This window comes from Brachybacterium sp. GCM10030252, assembly GCF_042666535.1.
In the GTDB taxonomy this organism is placed as follows: domain Bacteria; phylum Actinomycetota; class Actinomycetes; order Actinomycetales; family Dermabacteraceae; genus Brachybacterium.
Map to the genome: position 1 here is coordinate 19,256 of NZ_JBHTDM010000031.1, position 18,265 is coordinate 37,520.

Consider the following 18,265-nt stretch of genomic DNA (forward strand, 5'->3'; position numbering starts at 1 on the left):
CACCGCGATCCCTCGCGGAAGGGGAGCGGGCCGTGGCAGACTGTGACGTCGGTTCTGGTTCACGATGCCCGGCCGGGCACCGACCCAGCGACCCCGAGAAGGAGAGACATGAAGGCCGAGATCCACCCCCAGTACGTCGAGACCCAGGTGACGTGCACCTGCGGCAACTCGTTCACCACGCGCAGCACCAAGACCGACGGTGCCATCAGCACCGAGGTGTGCTCCGCGTGCCACCCGTTCTACACCGGCAAGCAGAAGATCCTGGACACCGGCGGCCGCGTGGCCCGGTTCCAGGCCCGGTACGGCAAGAAGGACTCCTGAGTCACGACTCCGACGCCGGTGCGCGCCCCACGGCGTGCACCGGCGTCGTTCTCTGAGCGGCCCCGAGCGGGCGGCGGGAGAGCAGCCGGGCCGGACGGTCCGGCAGCGATGGGTGACCGGGGAACCGGAGACAAGGGGAGCACGCGGCGATGAGCACGGCCGATCACGATGATCGTCTGGCACCGCTGCGCCTCGAGCACGCCCGCCTGCAGGAGGCGATGGCGGAGCCCACGCTCCACGACGACCCCGCTCGGGCCCGCCGCATCGGCCGCCGCTATGCGGAGCTGGACACCGTGCTCAGCACCGCGGCACAGGTCGAGGCCACCGCCGCGGATCTCGAGGCCGCTCGCGAGCTCGCCGAGCCCGGCGCCGCGGAAGGGGACGAGGAGCTCGCCGCGGAGCTCGCGGCCGAGACCGAGCAGCTGACCGCGCGCCTCGAGCAGGAACGCGAGCGCCTGGAGGACCTGCTCGCCCCGCGCGACCCCGACGACGCCCGCGACGTCATCCTCGAGATCAGGGCCGGCGCCGGCGGCGAGGAGTCCGCCCTGTTCGCCGCCGAGATGCTGCGGATGTACCGCGCCTACGCCGAGAGCAAGGGCTGGCGCGTCGAGGTTCTGGCCTCCGCGGACTCCGATCTGGGCGGGCTCAAGGACGTCACCGCCGCGATCGGCTCCCGATCCGGGGCGGCACCGGCCGACGGCGTCTACGCCCACCTGAAGTACGAGGCCGGGGTCCACCGCGTCCAGCGGGTCCCGGTCACCGAATCCGCCGGCCGCATCCACACCTCCGCCGTCGGCGTGCTGGTCCTGCCCGAGGCGGACGAGACCGACGAGGCCGAGGTGCTCGCCGAGGCGATGGCCCCCGCGAACCTGCGCATCGACGTCTTCCGCTCCAGCGGCCCCGGCGGTCAGAGCGTGAACACGACCGACTCCGCGGTGCGCGTCACCCACCTGCCCACCGGCATCGTCGTCTCCTGCCAGGACCAGAAGAGCCAGCTGCAGAACCGCGACCAGGCACTGCGGATCCTGCGCACGCGGCTGCTGGACGCCCGGCGCGCGGAGCAGGAGCAGCAGTCCTCCGCCGCCCGCCGCTCCCAGGTGCGCACCGTGGACCGCAGCGAACGCATCCGCACCTACAACTTCCCCGAGTCCCGGGTCGCCGACCATCGCACCGGCTACAAGGCCGGGAACCTCGCCCAGGTCCTCGCCGGCGACCTCGACGACCTCATCGCCGCCTCGCGCGAGGCCGAGCGCGCCGCCCGGCTCGCCGACTCCCAGCGCTCCGCCGAGACCGAGACCGAGTCCGAGACCGGAGTCGCGCGATGAGCACGCCCGACGTCCGGGAGCGGCTGCGCGCCGCACTGGCCTCGACGACCCAGCGCCTGGGACAGGCCGGTGTGCCCTCGGCAAGCGCCGACGCCCGCTCCCTGATCGCGGCGGCCGCTCGCACCGAGCGGCCCCTGGTCCTGCTCGACGAGCTCCCGGAGGCGTTCGCCGCGGACCTGGAGCAGCTGACCGCGCGCCGCGAGCGGCGAGAACCGCTCCAGCTCGTGCTCGGCCGTGCTCCTTTCCGCGGGCTCATGCTCGCCGTGCGGCCCGGCGTGTTCATCCCCCGCCCGGAGACGGAACTCGTCCCCGACCTGCTTCGCGAGCATTCGGCCGGACCGCTGGAGCTCGTCGTGGACCTGTGCGCCGGCGGCGGGACGCTCGGGGCCTCGGTGCTGGACGAGCTCCCCGGAGCCCGCGTGCTGGCCGTCGAGATCGACCCGCTCGCCGCCGAGCTCGCCCGCGAGAATCTCGAGCTGGCCGGACCCGGCCGCGGCCGGGTCCTGGAGGCCGACCTGACGGCCGATCCGCAGACTCCCGCACTGGAGACCCTGGCCGCCATGGCGCCGGTCGACGCGGTGCTGGCCAACCCGCCCTACATCCCGCCCGAGGCCGTGCCCCGGGACGCCGAGGTGCTCGAGCACGACCCCCACCGCTCCCTGTTCGGCGGCGGCGAGGACGGCCTGGAGGTTCCCCGCGCGGTGATCTCCTGGGCCGCCCGGCTGCTGCGGCCCGGTGGGATCCTGATCATGGAGCACGCCGACGTCCAGGGAGCGGCCACCCGTGACACCGCCGCCCGGATCGGCGGCTTCGACAGCCTCAGCACCGTCCCCGATCTGACCGGCCGCGACCGCTTCCTGGTGGCGCGCCGTGCCGCCGGGGACCCGACCCCTGGAAGTGAGACACTGACCCGGTGAGCGTGCACGACACCCAGAACCCCGAAACCCGCGAGGCCGCCCTGACGGCCGCGACCGACGCCGTCCGCGCGGGCAAGCTGATCGTCCTGCCGACGGACACCGTCTACGGCATCGGCGCCGACGCCTTCACCGCCGAGTCCGTCACCGCTCTGCTGGAGGCCAAGGGCCGCGGGCGGGACACGCCACCGCCCGTCCTCGTCGGCGACCACGCCGTGCTGCTGGCCCTGGCCGTCGACGTCCCCGACTACGTCGAGCGCCTCGCCGAGGAGTTCTGGCCCGGCCCGCTGACGCTGATCCTGAAGGCCCAGCCCTCCCTGACCTGGGACCTGGGGGAGACCCGGGGCACGGTCGCCCTGCGCATGCCCGATCACGAGATCGCCCTCGAGCTGCTGCGCCGCACCGGCCCGCTCGCCGTCTCCAGCGCGAACCGCCACGGCAAGCCCGCCGCGGTGACGGTGCTGGATGCCGCCACCCAGCTCGGCGACGCCGTCGAGGAGTACCTCGACGGCGGCCCGGCCCGACTCGGCACCAGCTCCACCATCCTCGACACCACCGTCGAGCCCGCCGAGATCGTTCGCGAAGGCGCCGTGACCGCCGAGCAGATCATCGCGGTCGTCGGCGACATCTTCACCGCCCCCGAGCCAGAGCCGAGCCCCGAGGAGCGCCCGGCCGCCGACAGCGAGCCCACGGTCGACGGCTCCGAGGACACAGCCGCCGGGACCACCGCCCCTGCGGCCGATCCCGCCGGGACCGAGCTGCCCGGCGAGGACGGCACGGAGGGTGCTCCGGTCACGGCGGGAGTCGTGCCCGTCTCCGCGGACGGCGCAGGCTCCGACGACGCGGCGGGCGTGCTGGACCTGCCCTCCGAACCCGATCTCGTCGAACTCTCCTCCGAATCGGTCGCTCCCGACAGCGACCTCGCCGCTGCCGCCGGGGAATCCCCCGCCACGGAGGAGCCCACCACCGACGAGCCCGCCACGGATGCGTCCGAAGGCGGCCGCCCTGCAGCGGGGCCGGGGGACAGGCCGGAGAATCCGACCGGGTGAGGATCTATCTCTTCATCCTCCTGGTCTCCGCGGCGGTCACCTACCTGATCACGCCCGCCGTGAGGCTGCTGGCACGGCGTGCGGGAGCCATGACCGCGGTGCGCGACCGCGACGTCCACGATTCCGTGACCCCGCGTCTCGGCGGCGTGGCGATGTTCGCCGGGGTCGCCGCCGCGATTCTCGTTGCCAGCAACGTCCCCTTCCTCGAGGGCCTGTATCGCGACTCCGGACAGCCGTGGGCGATCCTGGCGGCGGCCGGGCTGGTGTGCCTGCTCGGGGCGGCCGACGACAAGTGGGACCTGGACTGGGTGACCAAGCTCGCCGGACAGGTCCTCGCCGCCCTGCTCCTGGCCTGGCAGGGAGTCCAGCTCGTCTCCCTGCCCATCGGCGGGGTCACCCTGCTCTCCCCGCGCACCGCCCTGGTGCTGACGGTGCTGGTCGTCGTGGTGAGCATGAACGCCGTGAACTTCGTCGACGGCCTGGACGGGCTCGCCGCCGGGGTGATGGCGATCGGCGGCGCCGGGTTCTTCGTCTACGCCTACACGCTGACCCGCAGTGCCTCGACCACCGACTACTCCTCGCTCGCCGCGCTGCTGACCGCGGTGATGATCGGTGCCTGTCTGGGCTTCCTGCCGCACAACCTCACCCGGGCGCGCATCTTCATGGGAGATTCCGGCTCCATGCTGCTGGGGCTGCTGCTGGCGGCCAGCACCATCGCCGTGACCGGGCAGGTCGACCCGGCCCGGCTCTCCGGGGCGGACTTCTTCGGCCAGTTCCTGCCGATCCTGCTCCCCGTGGGCGTGATGGTGATCCCGATCCTCGACTTCGGCCTCGCCGTGGTCCGCCGGATCGGTTCGGGCCGGTCCCCGTTCCACGCCGACAAGGCGCACCTGCACCACCGCCTGCTGAGCCTGGGACACTCCAAGCGCACCGCCGTGCTGATCATGTACACGTGGACGGTGGTGATCTCGGTCGGGCTGCTGCTGCCCATCGTGCTCTCCGCCCGCGCCGTGATGATCTTCTGGGCGTGCGGACTCCTGTTCGCCGTCCTGCTCACCTTCGACCCGCTCAGATGGCGCCCAGGCCGTCACCGGAAGGAATCCGATGTCTCCGCACCCTGAGTCCCGGCGCCGCGCGGTCGGCGACCGCGCTATGCAGCGAGCCACGCTCATCGCCCTCGCCGTCGGCCTCCTGCTCGACGCCGTCGTCCTCGCCCTCGCCGCGTCCCGCCCCGATTCCGGCGCTCTCGTCGGCGCGCTCATCGGCACCGGACTGACCCTCGTGGTCGTGCTGCCCACGGTCGCGATCGCCCTGCTCGGCAAGCGCATGACGCCGGTGACGATGGCGGCCACGGTGCTCGGGTCCTGGGCCGTGAAGATGCTGATTGTGATCCTCGTCCTGGTGGCGGTCCGGGACCTCGACTCGGTCTCGACGCGCTGGATCGGTCTGGCCCTGCTGGTCGGCGCCGTCTCGGCCGTGCTGGTGGAGGCTGTGCTGCTGGCACGCTCCCGTCAGCCGCTGGATGTCGAACCCGCTCGCGAGCCCGACGCGGCTCCTGACGAGCAGTGACGTTCTGTTATGCTTTCGAAGGTGCTCGACCGCTGATCACGGTGCAATACCGCAGCGAGTCCGACCACTGATCGACCACCCGGAACGCCCTGGCGTCGTCCATCGCCGTACGCACGGTGGCCGCAACGGGACTGGACTCGATCGAGATGACGGCCAAGGCCGGCGCAGCAGCGCCCGGCACTACGACCACGGGAGATCGAGCTGAACACCGCAGACGGCACTCCGGCCCTGTACGCAGAAGGCGATGAGCTCTTCCACGTCCCGAGCCTGTCGGAATTCTTCCCGGCACCGATCCTCTTCGACGGCACCTGGTTCGAGTTCAACCGCGTCCAGCTGGTGCGACTCATCGTCCTGGCCGTGGTCCTCATCGTCCTGGCGATCATCGCCTCCCGCGCCAAGCTCGTGCCCGGCCGCGTCCAGAGCATCGTCGAGCTGATGCTCGACTTCGTGAACAACACGATCATCAAGAACACGCTCGGGCTCCGCGAGGGCAAGCGCTTCGCCCCGATGCTCACCACGCTGTTCTTCCTCATCCTCGCGATGAACCTCGCCGGCGTCGTACCCGGGCTGAACCTCGCGGGCACCTCGGTGATCGGCCTGCCGCTGGTGCTGGCCCTGTGGACCTTCGTCACCTACGTCGTCTCCGGCGTCAAGGTGCACGGCTTCGGGGGCTACCTCAAGCACGAGACCATGCCTCCCGGTCTGCCCAAGCCGATCTACCTGCTGCTGGTCCCGATCGAGTTCCTCCAGGTGGTGCTGATCCGCTGGGGCTCGCTGACGATCCGACTGCTGGCCAACATGGTCGCCGGTCACATCATGATGGTCGTCTTCATCGGCCTCACGCAGGGCCTCCTGCTCTCCGCGAGCTGGCTCATCGTCGTCTCGCCGCTGGCCGGTGCGCTCGCCATAGGCATCTATGGCTTCGAGATCTTCGTCGCCGCCCTCCAGGCCTTCATCTTCACGATGCTCTCCGCGGTGTACATCCAGATGGCCATCGCCGACGAGCACTGAGCCGGCCCGCTCGCTCGACATCTTCCGTCCCCGCAAGACCCAGTTCCGCCGTCCGCCCGGGCGGCACAACGAAAGGAAACCCCTGTGGACCCGATGATTCTCTCGGAGCTCAACGGCAACGTCGCATCCGTCGGCTACGGTCTCGCCGCCATCGGCCCCGGCATCGGCATCGGCATCATCGTCGGCAAGACCGCCGAGGCGACCGCTCGCCAGCCCGAGCTGCGCAGCCAGCTCCAGACCACCATGTTCATCGGTATCGCCTTCACCGAGATCCTGACCCTGCTGGCCATCGTCACCGGCCTGCTCTTCGGCAGCTGAGGCACCCCCTATGACCTACGCCGAAGGAGAAGTCGAGGGCACCGCCCTCCTCATCCCCGCGCCGTCGGAGATCATCTGGACGCTCATCTTCGTCCTGATCTTCGCGGTCGTCTTCATGAAGTTCATCCTGCCTCGCCTCAACGCCGTGCTCGATGAGCGCTCCGAGAAGATCGAGGGCGGGCTGAAGAAGGCCGAAGAGGTCCAGCAACAGGTCGATGACCTCAAGGCCACGCAGGAGCAGGAGCTCGCCGCCGCCCGTCAGGAGGCCGCGAGCATCCGCGACAAGGCCCGCCAGGACGGTGCGCGCATCGTCGAGGAGGCCAAGGCGCAGGCCGAGGCCGAGTCGGAGCGCATCCTCGCAGCCGGCCGCCAGCAGCTCAGCGCCGAACGCCTCTCGGCCTCGGCCGAGCTGCGCGGCGAGGTCGGCTCGCTGGCCAGTGACCTGGCCTCCAAGATCGTGGGGGAGTCCCTCTCCGACGACGAGCGCTCCCGCCGTGTGATCGACCGGTTCCTGGACGACCTCGAGTCGAGCCAGTCCACCACCCGATAAGGACCCGTGATGCGAGGAACCTCCTCCACCTCATTCGGTGAGGTGCTCCAGCAGGTCGAGACCGTCTTCGCGGCGGTCGACGGCCCGCTCGAGCCCATCGCCGAGGAGCTGTTCTCGGTGGCCGACGCCATCGACTCCAGCAACCAGCTCGTCCGACTGCTCTCCGACCCCGGCCGCCCCGCCGCGGTCAAGGAGGCCTCGGTGCGTTCGCTGTTCGCCGCCCAGATCAGCCCGCAGGCGCTCGAGGTCACCCTCGAGGTCGTGCGCCGGCGCTGGTCCGAGCAGGAGGACATCCTCGACGCCCTCGAGCTGCTCGGAGTCTCCGCCCTGCTCGACCAGGCGCGCTCGGAGGGCGTGCTCGAGCGGGTCGACGAAGAGCTGTTCGAGGTCTCGCTCCTCATCGACGGCAGCGGTGAGCTCACCGGGGCCCTCGACGACGCCCGGGAGGATCCCTCGCACCGCACTCGTGTCCTGCGCCGGTTGCTGGACGGCCGCACGCACCACCTCACGGCCGTGCTCGCGGGTCGCGCCGTGGGTCGCCGCACCGATCAGAAGCCGGCGCGGCGGGTGGCGGAGTTCGCCCGCTTCGCCTCCGAGCGCCGGCGCCGCGCCTTCGCCGCGGTCGCCAGCGCCGTGCCTCTGAGCGAGACCCAGCAGGCCCGGCTCACGTCGGTCCTGACCGGGATCTACGGCCGCGAGGTGCAGATGAACTTCCAGGTCGACCCCGACGTCGTGGGCGGTCTGCGGATCCAGGTCGGCGACGACCTCTACGACGCCACCGTGCTGGCTCGGCTCTCGCGGGCCCGAGCTTCGCTGGTGGCCTGACTGAAGCCCCGACGCCCCGGCGTCCCCCAGCATCTTGTAGACCATCCCCGTCCGACGGGGAGACCGAGAGGAAGCGAAGCAGCAGATGGCGGAGCTCACGATCAGCCCGGAGGAGATCCGGAACGCCCTGGACACCGCAGTGTCCACTTATCAGGCAGGCGCCACCGAGCGCGAGGAGATCGGCCGCGTCAGCGAGGCCGCCGACGGCATCGCCCGCGTCGAAGGCCTCCCCGACGTCATGGCCAACGAGCTGGTCCGCTTCGAGGACGGCACGCTCGGACTCGCGCTGAACCTCGAACTGCGCGAGGTCGGCGTCGTCGTCCTCGGTGAGTTCACCGGCATCGAGGAGGGCCAGGAGGTCCGTCGCACGGGCCAGGTCCTCTCCGTCCCGGTGGGCGACGGCTACCTCGGCCGCGTCGTCGACCCGGTCGGCAACCCGATCGACGGGCTCGGCGAGATCGAGACCGTCGGCCGTCGCGCCCTCGAGCTGCAGGCGCCCGGCGTCATGCAGCGCAAGGAGGTCAAGCAGCCCCTGCAGACCGGGCTGAAGGCCATCGACGCCATGACCCCGATCGGCCGCGGCCAGCGTCAGCTGATCATCGGCGACCGCCAGACCGGCAAGACCGCGATCGGCATCGACACGATCCTGAACCAGAAGGCCAACTGGGCCTCGGGTGACCCCGAGAAGCAGGTGCGCTGCATCTACGTCGCCGTCGGCCAGAAGGGTTCGACCATCGCCTCGGTGCGCTCGACCCTCGAGGAGAACGGCGCGATGGAGTACACCACCATCGTGGCGGCCCCGGCCTCCGACCCGGCGGGCTTCAAGTACATCGCCCCCTACACCGGCTCGGCCATCGGCCAGCACTGGATGTACGAGGGCAAGCACGTCCTGATCGTCTTCGACGACCTGTCCAAGCAGGCGGAGGCCTACCGCGCCGTCTCGCTGCTGCTGCGCCGCCCGCCGGGCCGCGAGGCGTACCCCGGTGACGTCTTCTACCTCCACTCCCGTCTGCTCGAGCGCTGCGCGAAGCTCTCGGACGAGATGGGCGGTGGCTCGATGACCGGCCTGCCGATCATCGAGACCAAGGCCAACGACGTCTCGGCGTACATCCCGACCAACGTCATCTCGATCACCGACGGTCAGTGCTTCCTGCAGTCGGACCTGTTCAACGCGAACCAGCGCCCGGCGGTCGACGTCGGCGTCTCGGTCTCCCGCGTCGGCGGCTCCGCCCAGACCAAGGCCCTGCGCAAGGTCTCCGGCACGCTGAAGATCGCCCTGGCGCAGTACCGCGACCTGGAGTCCTTCGCGATGTTCGCCTCGGACCTGGACGCGGCCTCCAAGCAGCAGCTGAACCGCGGCGCGCGCCTGATGGAGCTGCTCAAGCAGTCCCAGTACTCGCCGTTCCCGGTCGAGGAGCAGGTGGTCTCGATCTGGGCCGGCACCAACGGCAAGTTCGACGAGATCGAGGTCGAGGACGTCCGCGACTTCGAGGCCCAGCTCCTGGAGCACCTGCGTCACAACGGGAGCGTGCTGGAGAACATCCGCAGCACGGGTCAGTTCGCTCCCGAGACGGAGGAGGAGCTCACGAAGATCCTCGAGGACGTCAAGCGGGACTACCTCGCCGGCAAGGGCGCGGAGGCCGGCCGCACCGACGAGACCGGCCGGCTCGACGCCGATCAGATCGAGCAGGAGCAGATCGTCCGCGGCTGATGCGTGAGGCCGCCGTCCGGCAGGACGGCGGCCGCCCGCCGAGGACGCATCCACCCCCGCACGAGGAGAGACATGGGAGCCCAGCAGAGGATCTACAAGCAGCGGATCAGGTCCGCCCAGGGCATGAAGAAGATCTTCAAGGCCCAGGAGATGATCGCGGCCTCGCGCATCGCCAAGGCCCACGCCCGGGTCACGGCGACCACTCCGTACGCCGAGGCGATCACCCGCGCCATCGGCTCGGTCGCCACGCACTCGAACGAGATCGCTCACCCCTTCCTGCAGGCGGAGCGCCAGGAGACCGGCCGCGTCGGCATCCTGCTGATCACCGCGGACCGTGGCATGGCCGGGGCCTACTCGCCCAATGCGATCCGTTCCGCGGAACAGCTGGCGAACCTCCTGCGGGACCAGGGCAAGGACCCGGTGATGTACGTCGTCGGCCGCAAGGGCGATTCGTACTACCGGTTCCGCAACCGTCCGCCGCACCGCTCGTGGACGCCGTACAAGGAGGAGGAGCTGCCGGACCTGGGGCGCGACATCGCCCAGACGGTCACGGCCGATCTGCTCTCCCTCGACCCGGCCGAGCACCTCGATGAGCTCTACGTGGTCGGCACCCGGTTCGAGACCCGCTTCATCCAGAAGACGGCTCAGATCCGTCTGGTGCCGATGGGGCTGGTCGAGGCGGAGACGGGGGAGCATAAGCCCACGTACCCCCTGTACGACTTCGCCCCGGACGCCGACACCGTCGTCTCGGAGCTGATCCCGCGCTACGTCGAGTCGCGGATCATCAACATCCTGCTGCAGTCGATGGCGTCCGAGCACGCCTCGCGCCAGCGGGCGATGAAGACCGCCACCGACAACGCCGAGACCCAGATCGACAAGTTCACCCGGCTGGCGAACACCGCTCGCCAGGCGGAGATCACCCAGGAGATCACCGAGATCGTCGGCGGCGCCGACGCGCTCTCGGGATCCGGCCGCACCGAACGCTGAGGCGCTGCAGCACCGCGCCGGCGTCGCACCCAGTGGAGAGAATGGACATGACCACCCTTACCGATACCCAGGCCCCCGCCGCCGAGGCGCAGGGCGCCACCGGGCGCGTCGCCCGCGTCACCGGCGCCGTCGTCGACATCGAGTTCCCCCCGGGCAGCATCCCGGACATCTACAACGCCCTGACCATCGAGATCTCCGGTGAGGGCTCCGGCCTGGAGGCCTCGACGCTCACGCTCGAGACCGCGCAGCACCTCGGCGACGGCATGGTCCGCGCGATCGCGCTGAAGCCCACCGACGGCCTCGTCCGCGGCCAGGCTGTCCTCGACACCGGCGCGGCGATCTCCGTGCCGGTGGGCGATGCGACCCTCGGCACCGTGTTCGACGTGGTGGGCAACCCGCTGAACAAGCCTGCCGACCAGCTCCAGGTCCAGGACCGCTGGCCCATCCACCGCAAGGCCCCGAACTTCGACCAGCTCGAGTCGAAGACGCAGATGTTCGAGACCGGCATCAAGTCGATCGACCTGCTGACCCCGTACGTCCAGGGCGGCAAGATCGGCCTGTTCGGCGGGGCCGGTGTGGGCAAGACGGTGCTGATCCAGGAGATGATCTACCGCGTGGCCAACAACCACGACGGCGTCTCCGTGTTCGCCGGCGTCGGCGAGCGCACCCGTGAGGGCTGGGACCTGATCGAGGAGATGACCGAGTCGGGCGTCATCGACAAGACCGCTCTGGTCTTCGGCCAGATGGACGAGCCGCCGGGCACCCGCCTCCGCGTCGCCCTGTCCGCACTGACGATGGCGGAGTACTTCCGCGATGTCCAGAGCCAGGACGTGCTGCTGTTCATCGACAACATCTTCCGCTTCACCCAGGCCGGCATGGAGGTCTCCACGCTGCTGGGCCGCATGCCCTCGGCGGTGGGCTACCAGCCCAACCTGGCGGACGAGATGGGCGTGCTGCAGGAGCGGATCACCTCGACCCGCGGCCACTCCATCACCTCGATGCAGGCCATCTACGTGCCGGCCGACGACTACACCGACCCGGCCCCGGCGACCACGTTCGCCCACCTGGATGCGACCACCGAGCTCTCCCGTGAGATCGCCTCGCGCGGCCTGTACCCGGCGATCGACCCCCTGAGCTCCACCTCGCGCATCCTCGACCCGCGGTACGTGGGTCAGGAGCACTACGACACCGCGGTGCGCGTGCGACAGATCCTGCAGCGCAACAAGGAGCTGCAGGACATCATCGCGATGCTGGGCGTGGACGAGCTCTCCGAAGAGGACAAGGTGATCGTCTCGCGCGCCCGCCGCATCCAGCAGTTCCTCTCTCAGAACACCCACCTCGCCAAGCAGTTCACCGGCGTCGAGGGCTCGGACGTGTCGCTGCGCGACACCATCGAGGGCTTCAAGGGCATCTGCGACGGCGAGTTCGACCACATCACCGAGCAGGCGTTCTACAACGTCGGCGGCATCGACATGGTGCTCGAGAACCATCACCGGATCCAGAAGGAGCTCGGTCAGTGAGCTCCCTCGAGGTCACGTTCGTCACCGCGGATCGCACCGTCTGGTCGGGGCAGGCCGCGCAGGTCGTCGTGCCCGCGGTCGACGGCTCCATGGGCATCCTGCCGCAGATGCAGCCCACGCTCGCGATTCTCGACCGCGGCGCCGTGCGCATCATCGACCAGGACGGCTCCGTCACCGAGCGTGCGGTCCACGGCGGGTTCGTCTCGGTCGATGCCGACGTCGTCACCATCGGCGTGGATGACGCCGAGGTCCGCGACACGGATCGCTGACCGGAGCCCTCCCCGCCCATGATCGATCTGAGCATCCCGGTCCTCCTCCTGGGGACCGGGATGCTCATTCTCGTGGCGGTGGTGGTGCTGGCGGTGGGACTGGTGTGCCGCCAGCTGGCGCTGTCCCGCCAGCGCGGCGCCTTCGAGTGCAGCCTGCAGCGTCGCGGGCTGGTCGGCGGTGAGGGCTGGCAGCACGGCATGATGCGGTTCGGCACCGACCGTCTGCGCTGGTTCCGCGCCTTCTCCCTGCGGCTTCGTCCCGAGGTCGTCATTCGCCGGGCGGATGTCCTGGACGTCTCCCGCCGTCGGCTGCCGGCCCAGATCGAGGGCGGCCACGACACCTATCTGGTCGAGTTCACGATGCGCGGGGATCGGGAGATCCGCGCGATCGTCGACCTCACCTCCGGGGCGGCCCTGAACTCGTGGCTCGAAGCCGCACCGACGGGCCTGGTCCTCGGCGACGCCGACTGACCGGGAACGGGCCGCCGCCCCGTTCAGTCGCTGCCCCGCTCAGTCGCCGACCGGGACGCCGCCGCGCAGCACCGTGACCGGTCGCAGCCCGGGGTCGGTCAGCACCACGTCGGCCCGTCGGCCGGGCTCGAGGGAGCCGATCCGGTCCTGCATGCCCAGCACACCGGCCGGGACCGCGCTGGCCGCGTGCACCGCGCGGGCCAGGTCGACGCCCGCCTCGGTCACCGCAAGACGGACCACATCCAGCAGATGGGCGGTGCCGCCGGCGATCGACGTGCCGCCGGTCAGGGTCGCCACCCCGGCATCGACGGTGACGTCCAGGGCCCCGAGGCGGTACTGACCGTCGGGCATGCCCGCTGCGGCCATCGCGTCGGTCACCAGCACCACGGCATCCTCCGCGGCGACGGCGAAGACGTGCGCGACGGTGCGGGCATCGAGGTGGACGCCATCGGCGATCAGCTCTGCCACCAGGTCTCCGCGCGCCGCCGCGTCCAGGGCCGCGAGCACGGGGCCGGGGTCACGGTGATGGATCGGGCGCATCCCGTTGAACAGGTGGGTGGCCGTCGGTCTCGGTGAGCGGCCGTGCTCACGGCGCAGCTGCTCGCGGGAGAGTGCCACGGCGCGAGTCATCGCAGCGCTGGAGCCGTCGGTGTGCCCGAGCGAGGGCACGGTCCCGACCTCGGCGAGGGCCTCGATGACCGCATCGGCGTCCTCCGCCTCGGGGGCCACGGTCATGGTCGCCAGCGCGCCGCCGGCGATCTCGGCGAGCTCCCGCACCAGATCCGGGTCTCCGGCCACGATGTGCTCGGGGTTCTGCGCGCCGCGGCGGTCGGCGGAGATGAACGGACCCTCGAGATGGATCGCGGCGATCTCCCCGTCGGCCGCGAGCCCTGCGAGGTCGCGGACCCGGTCGCGCAGGACCGCCGCCGGAGCGGTCACCAGCGAGGCCACCAGCGAGGTGGTGCCGTGGCGACGGTGCTCGCGGACCGCGGTGAGCATGTCACGAGGTCCGGAGGCGTCGGGGAAGGAGGCTCCGCCGCCGCCGTGGCAGTGCAGATCCACCAGGCCCGGGAGGATGAGCCCGGGATGCTCGAGCGTCTCGGTGGCGCTGTGCTCCGGGGCGTGGGCGGCCGGCCCGGACCAGACGATGTCGCCTCCGGCGATCAGCACCAGCGCACCGGGGAGGACGCCGCGCTCGAGCACAGCGGTGCCGCTCAGGGCGAGGTCGACGGGAACGTTCATGCGGTCTCCTCGGTCGGGGGATCAGAACAGCCGCGAGTCGACGTCGTCGATTCCGCGCAGGGCGTCGTAGTCCAGCGTCACGCAGTCGATGCCGCGGTCCTCGGCGAGCACGCGGGCCTGCGGTTTGATGGCCTGGGCGGCGAAGATGCCGCGCACCGGGGCGAGCAGCGGGTCGCGGTTGAGCAGCTCGAGATACCGGGTGAGCTGCTCGACGCCGTCGATCTCACCGCGGCGCTTGATCTCGATCGCCACGGAGGTCCCGTCGCCGTCGCGGGCGAGGATGTCGACCGGTCCGATGGCGGTGCCGTACTCGCGCCGCACCAGGGACCATCCGGTGCCCAGGGTCTCGATGTTCTGGGCCAGGAGAGCCTGGAGATGGGCCTCGATCCCGTCCTTCTGCAGCCCCGGATCCACACCCAGCTCATGGGCGGTGTCCTGGAAGGTCTCGTGCAGGCGCACCCGGAGCCGGTCCCCGGACTTGTCGTGGACGACGTCCCACTGCTCGAGCCACTCGCCCTCGGGATCGCCGGCCGCCTCCTCCGGGTCGCGCGTGCTCACGCGCAGGGTGCACGGCGGGCTCATCCAGTTCAGCGGTTTGTAGCTGCCCCCATCGGAATGGATCAGGACGCTGCCGTCGGCCTTGACGATCAGCAGCCGGGGAGCCGCGGGCAGATGGGCGGTGAGTCGACCGGTGTAGTCGACGGAACAACGAGCAACGACGAGACGCACTCCGACAGGGTACGGCACCGATGGGGTGGGCCGGGGGCTCCCATGGGGCGCGGATGAGCAGGCCATGAGGCGATCTTTACGCAGGTGCAGATGCTCACGTGGGGCTGTCGCCGAGCGCGTCCCGGCCCTATCGTGGGCAGGTCCCCCGCCTGGGCCCGCTGCCGGGCCGCCCCGAAGGAGCTTCCTACCGTGCAACGCCTGCTCGCCGTCCTCCTGGTACTGGTCGGCCTGATCGGACTGGTGCTGGGCCGCCTCGGCGAGACGACGTGGGCGCCGGCCACCGAGACCACCGCCACGGTGGAGCTCGAGGACCCGGGCCCGGCCGTGGTGATCGATCCGGGCGTGCTCTACGTCGGCGGGACGGAGGGCGAGGTCAGCATCGAAGGGGCCTCCGACGTCTCCGTGATCACCGCGGCCAACAGCGACATCGAGGCCTACCTGGCTGATACCCGCTACACCCGCATCACCGGGGCGAGCGACTGGACCACGCTGAGCACCCAGGAGATCAACCCCGATGGGGCCGGCGAGCTGAGCGACCCGACCGGCTCGGACCTCTGGCGCAGCGTGGAGACGTCGCCGAGCCCGTTCACGATGCCGGTCGAGGACTTCGCCGAGGGGGAGACGGGGGAGAACAAGCAGGTCTACCGCGCGATCCTCGTGGTCACCGACGGCGCGGATCCCGGTGCGCAGTCCGTCTCCATCACCTGGCCGGTCGACGATGAGAACGAATGGGTTCCCTACGCCTACGCGGGTGGTGCCGCGATCGCGGTGATCGGCCTCGTGCTGCTCGTCGTCTCGCTCGGCGGTCGCCGTCGCGAGGATGAGCTGGAGGACGAAGCGGAGGCCACCGGCGCCGCCGGTGCGACCGGCGCCATGGCTGCCGGCGCGCACCGCGCACCGTCCGCGGCCGATGACGCCGCGCCCGCCGACGCCGCGCCTGCCACGGCCGACGACGCACCGGACGAGATCGGCGACACAGCGCCCGCCGAGGGCGACACTGCACCTATCGAGAACGACACGGCGCCCATCGAGAACGACACTGCGCCCGCCGACACCGACAGCGCCCCGGAGGAGCCCGCCCCGACGGAACCGTCCCGGCCGCGTCCGGGACCGCACGAAGCCGACACGGCCCCCGTGGTGATCCCCGGCGGGCGACCCGCGGCCGGCTCCGGCTCCGACGAGCCGGCCGCCGGTGAGGAGACCGAGACCCTCGGCGTCGTCCCGGACCACAAGCTCGCATCGGACGACGAGTCGGCCCCGGTCCGCCTGTTCCAGGATCGCGACCCCGGGAACGACGGCGATGAGCCGGTCCGGCGCCTCGACGAGGACACGCTGGACGAGAACGGGCCGAGCAGCGAGGAGCGCCGATGAGCCCCCAGCGCCGATCCGCCTGGAAGGATGAACGGATGACGAGCCGACCCATCGCCCGCCGTGGCCTGTTCCTCGGTGCCGGGTCCCTGCTCGCCTCGGGAGTGCTCGCGGCATGCGGCTCCGAGCCCGAGGCGCCGCCCGCCCCGCCCGAGGGTCCTTCGCTCGCCGAGCCCACACCGGCCCAGACCGCTGAGCAGTTCGGCCGCTTCGTCGAGGAGATCAACGCGGCGGTGACCGAGGCCGACGAGGCCCGCGACGCCGAGAAGCTCGCCCCGCGGGTCTCCGGCTCCGCGGCGGAGTTCCGCGGCGCCACGTACGCGCTGATCGCGAAGGCCGAGGCGTGGGCCGAGGAGCTCACCGTGCCCGCCCCGGCGATCATCGTGCCGATGACCGCCGTGACCACGGAGTTCCCCCGCATCGCGATCGCCATGGTCGAGAACTCCGCGGAGGACGGCGCACCGTTCTTCATGGCCCTGCAGCAGGCCGATGCGAAGTCCCCGTACACGACCTGGGGATGGGCGGAGCAGAACGTGGACGTCGAGATGCCCAGCGTGGCCGACCAGCGCGTCGGCTCCGAACCGGTCACGACCGACGCCGACGGTCTGATCATGACCCCCGCCGAGGCCCTGAGCCTGTACGCCGCCACCCTCACCGATGGTGACAAGGCGGATCCCGACGACCGGCTCGCCACCGATCCCTACCTCACCGATCTGCACGAGGGGATCCAGGCCGAACGGGCCGCGCTGAACGAGGGAGTGGAGAAGGACGAGGCCGCGACCATCCGCGAGACCTACGAGGTCGACGACGCGGAGTTCGCCGGGCTGCGCACCGATGACGGCGGCGCCATCGTGATGGGGACCCTGCGGTCCACGCGCACGATGACCGTCAGGAACGACGCGACCGTGAACTATCCCGAGAGCAGGTTCACGGCGGCGGCGGGCACCCAGGAGTTCACCGAGCAGTACGTCCGCGAGTACGGCAATCACGTCGCCCTCTACGTTCCGCCCGAGGGATCGGACGCCCAGGTCCAGCCGATCGGTGGGACCCGGACCACCTTGAGCGTCACGGGCGAGTGAGATCCCGCCGGATTTCCTGGACTGCCGGATTCCCTAGACTGTCTGCATCAGACCACGTCGAAGGAGCACTCCCGTGACCGATCCGTACGGAATCATCGACCTCGCAGCCCTGAAGCAGCCGGCAGGCTCCGGCCAGGGCGGCAACGGCGGGGGAGCGGCCGGGACCGCCGGCACTCCCGCGAAGCACGAGGTGGCCGTGACCGAGCAGGGCCTGGAGCAGCTGGTCGCCGATTCGCAGCAGATCCCGACCCTGCTGCTGGTGACCAGTTCGCGGGTCACGAACGGAGCACAGTTCCTGGGCTCCCTGCGGCGCGCCGTCGACGCCCAGGGCGGAGCGATCCGCCTGGCCACCGTCGACGCGGATACCCAGCAGCGGGTCGCCGCCGCCCTGCGCGTCGAGCAGCTGCCCACCCTGATGCTGCTCATCCTCGGCCAGGTCCAGCCGATCGTCCAGGCGGTCCTGCCGGACGCGGAGATCGACAACCTCATCACCCAGGTGCTCGAGGTCGCTCGTCAGCAGGGCATGGACACCAGCGGCGCCGGCCAGGGCGAGGACCAGGAGCCGCAGGAGGAGCCGCTGCCCCCGCTGATCGCGGAGGCGTACGAGGCGATCGAGAAGGGCGACCTCGATGCGGCCGTCGCGGCCTACGAGAAGCAGCTCAGTGACTCACCGGGCGATGCCGAGGCGAAGGCAGGACTGGCCACCGTCTCGCTGATGCGTCGCACGCAGGATGCCGAGCCCACCAAGGTCCGCGAGGACGCCGCCCAGCGCCCCGGAGACCTGGACGCGCAGCTGCTGGCCGCCGATCTCGACATGCTCGGCGGCCACGTCGACGACGCGTTCGGCCGGCTGCTCGATCAGCTCCGCAGTGCCGACCAGGAGACCAAGGACGTCGTGCGCGCCCGCCTGCTGGAGCTGTTCGAGGTGGCCGGCCCCGCCGATCCTCGCGTCGCCCCCGCCCGCAAGCGCCTGGCGAACCTGCTGTTCTGACGGCCGGCCCCTCGGG

General features: G+C 70.9%; 20 protein-coding genes. 18 read left to right on the forward strand and 2 right to left on the reverse strand.

The window, feature by feature from the left end:
* Positions 1-108 precede the first annotated feature (108 nt).
* From rpmE to ACFQRJ_RS13935, 15 genes are all read left to right on the forward strand, one after another.
* Positions 109-321 (forward strand): 50S ribosomal protein L31, encoded by a 213-nt coding sequence (gene rpmE, locus ACFQRJ_RS13865; protein ID WP_377019769.1) that lies wholly within the window; start codon positions 109-111, stop codon positions 319-321.
* A gap of 149 nt (positions 322-470) precedes the next feature.
* On the forward strand, positions 471-1,646 hold the full coding sequence (gene prfA, locus ACFQRJ_RS13870; RefSeq protein ID WP_377019770.1) for a peptide chain release factor 1: 1,176 nt from the start codon (positions 471-473) through the stop codon (positions 1,644-1,646).
* Positions 1,643-2,563 carry a N5-glutamine methyltransferase family protein gene (locus tag ACFQRJ_RS13875; RefSeq protein WP_377019771.1) on the forward strand — a complete coding sequence of 307 codons (921 nt, stop codon included), beginning with the start codon at positions 1,643-1,645 and terminating at the stop codon, positions 2,561-2,563. The genes prfA and ACFQRJ_RS13875 overlap by 4 nt, the downstream gene beginning before the upstream one ends.
* The gene (locus tag ACFQRJ_RS13880; RefSeq protein ID WP_377019773.1) at positions 2,560-3,609 is read left to right on the forward strand and encodes an L-threonylcarbamoyladenylate synthase; all 1,050 of its coding nucleotides are present in this window, start codon (positions 2,560-2,562) and stop codon (positions 3,607-3,609) included. Before ACFQRJ_RS13875 ends, ACFQRJ_RS13880 begins: the two co-directional genes overlap by 4 nt.
* Positions 3,606-4,730, forward strand: a complete 1,125-nt coding sequence (locus ACFQRJ_RS13885) for a glycosyltransferase family 4 protein (RefSeq protein WP_377019774.1) — start codon at positions 3,606-3,608, stop codon at positions 4,728-4,730. The genes ACFQRJ_RS13880 and ACFQRJ_RS13885 overlap by 4 nt, the downstream gene beginning before the upstream one ends.
* Positions 4,714-5,178 (forward strand): hypothetical protein, encoded by a 465-nt coding sequence (locus tag ACFQRJ_RS13890; RefSeq protein WP_377019776.1) that lies wholly within the window; start codon positions 4,714-4,716, stop codon positions 5,176-5,178. Before ACFQRJ_RS13885 ends, ACFQRJ_RS13890 begins: the two co-directional genes overlap by 17 nt.
* A gap of 336 nt (positions 5,179-5,514) precedes the next feature.
* Positions 5,515-6,189, forward strand: a complete 675-nt coding sequence (gene atpB, locus ACFQRJ_RS13895; protein ID WP_377019777.1) for a F0F1 ATP synthase subunit A — start codon at positions 5,515-5,517, stop codon at positions 6,187-6,189.
* Between the two features lie 84 nt (positions 6,190-6,273).
* A complete protein-coding gene (gene atpE, locus ACFQRJ_RS13900) occupies positions 6,274-6,507 on the forward strand; it encodes a F0F1 ATP synthase subunit C (RefSeq protein ID WP_377019778.1) in 234 nt (77 codons plus the stop codon).
* 10 nt (positions 6,508-6,517) lie between these two features.
* Positions 6,518-7,057 carry a F0F1 ATP synthase subunit B gene (locus tag ACFQRJ_RS13905; protein WP_377019780.1) on the forward strand — a complete coding sequence of 180 codons (540 nt, stop codon included), beginning with the start codon at positions 6,518-6,520 and terminating at the stop codon, positions 7,055-7,057.
* Between the two features lie 9 nt (positions 7,058-7,066).
* The gene (locus tag ACFQRJ_RS13910) at positions 7,067-7,882 is read left to right on the forward strand and encodes a F0F1 ATP synthase subunit delta (RefSeq protein WP_377019781.1); all 816 of its coding nucleotides are present in this window, start codon (positions 7,067-7,069) and stop codon (positions 7,880-7,882) included.
* Positions 7,883-7,967: 85 nt separating this feature from the next.
* A complete protein-coding gene (gene atpA, locus ACFQRJ_RS13915; RefSeq protein ID WP_377019782.1) occupies positions 7,968-9,593 on the forward strand; it encodes a F0F1 ATP synthase subunit alpha in 1,626 nt (541 codons plus the stop codon).
* A 72-nt stretch (positions 9,594-9,665) separates the two neighbouring features.
* Positions 9,666-10,580, forward strand: a complete 915-nt coding sequence (locus ACFQRJ_RS13920) for a F0F1 ATP synthase subunit gamma (RefSeq protein WP_377019783.1) — start codon at positions 9,666-9,668, stop codon at positions 10,578-10,580.
* A gap of 47 nt (positions 10,581-10,627) precedes the next feature.
* Complete coding sequence (atpD, locus tag ACFQRJ_RS13925; RefSeq protein ID WP_377019784.1) at positions 10,628-12,100, forward strand: F0F1 ATP synthase subunit beta; 1,473 nt, start codon at positions 10,628-10,630, stop codon at positions 12,098-12,100.
* Positions 12,097-12,369, forward strand: coding sequence for a F0F1 ATP synthase subunit epsilon (locus ACFQRJ_RS13930; protein ID WP_377019785.1), 273 nt, complete (start codon positions 12,097-12,099; stop codon positions 12,367-12,369). The genes atpD and ACFQRJ_RS13930 overlap by 4 nt, the downstream gene beginning before the upstream one ends.
* An 18-nt stretch (positions 12,370-12,387) precedes the next feature.
* On the forward strand, positions 12,388-12,840 hold the full coding sequence (locus tag ACFQRJ_RS13935) for a DUF2550 domain-containing protein (protein ID WP_377019786.1): 453 nt from the start codon (positions 12,388-12,390) through the stop codon (positions 12,838-12,840).
* A gap of 39 nt (positions 12,841-12,879) precedes the next feature.
* On the opposite strand, the gene ACFQRJ_RS13940 is transcribed toward ACFQRJ_RS13935, so the two are convergent.
* Positions 12,880-14,082: an N-acetylglucosamine-6-phosphate deacetylase gene (locus ACFQRJ_RS13940; RefSeq protein ID WP_377019787.1), complete on the reverse strand. Its 1,203-nt coding sequence runs from the start codon at positions 14,080-14,082 to the stop codon at positions 12,880-12,882.
* 21 nt (positions 14,083-14,103) lie between these two features.
* Positions 14,104-14,811, reverse strand: a complete 708-nt coding sequence (gene nucS / locus ACFQRJ_RS13945) for an endonuclease NucS (protein WP_377019788.1) — start codon at positions 14,809-14,811, stop codon at positions 14,104-14,106.
* 189 nt (positions 14,812-15,000) lie between these two features.
* On the opposite strand from nucS, the gene ACFQRJ_RS13950 reads away from it, so the two are divergent.
* The 3 genes from ACFQRJ_RS13950 to ACFQRJ_RS13960 all read left to right on the forward strand — a co-directional run bounded on the left by ACFQRJ_RS13950 (position 15,001) and on the right by ACFQRJ_RS13960 (position 18,249).
* Positions 15,001-16,182: a hypothetical protein gene (locus ACFQRJ_RS13950; protein WP_377019789.1), complete on the forward strand. Its 1,182-nt coding sequence runs from the start codon at positions 15,001-15,003 to the stop codon at positions 16,180-16,182.
* A 35-nt stretch (positions 16,183-16,217) separates the two neighbouring features.
* Positions 16,218-17,258: a hypothetical protein gene (locus ACFQRJ_RS13955; RefSeq protein ID WP_377019790.1), complete on the forward strand. Its 1,041-nt coding sequence runs from the start codon at positions 16,218-16,220 to the stop codon at positions 17,256-17,258.
* A gap of 73 nt (positions 17,259-17,331) precedes the next feature.
* Positions 17,332-18,249, forward strand: coding sequence for a co-chaperone YbbN (locus ACFQRJ_RS13960; RefSeq protein WP_377019791.1), 918 nt, complete (start codon positions 17,332-17,334; stop codon positions 18,247-18,249).
* The last annotated feature ends 16 nt before the right edge of the window (positions 18,250-18,265 follow it).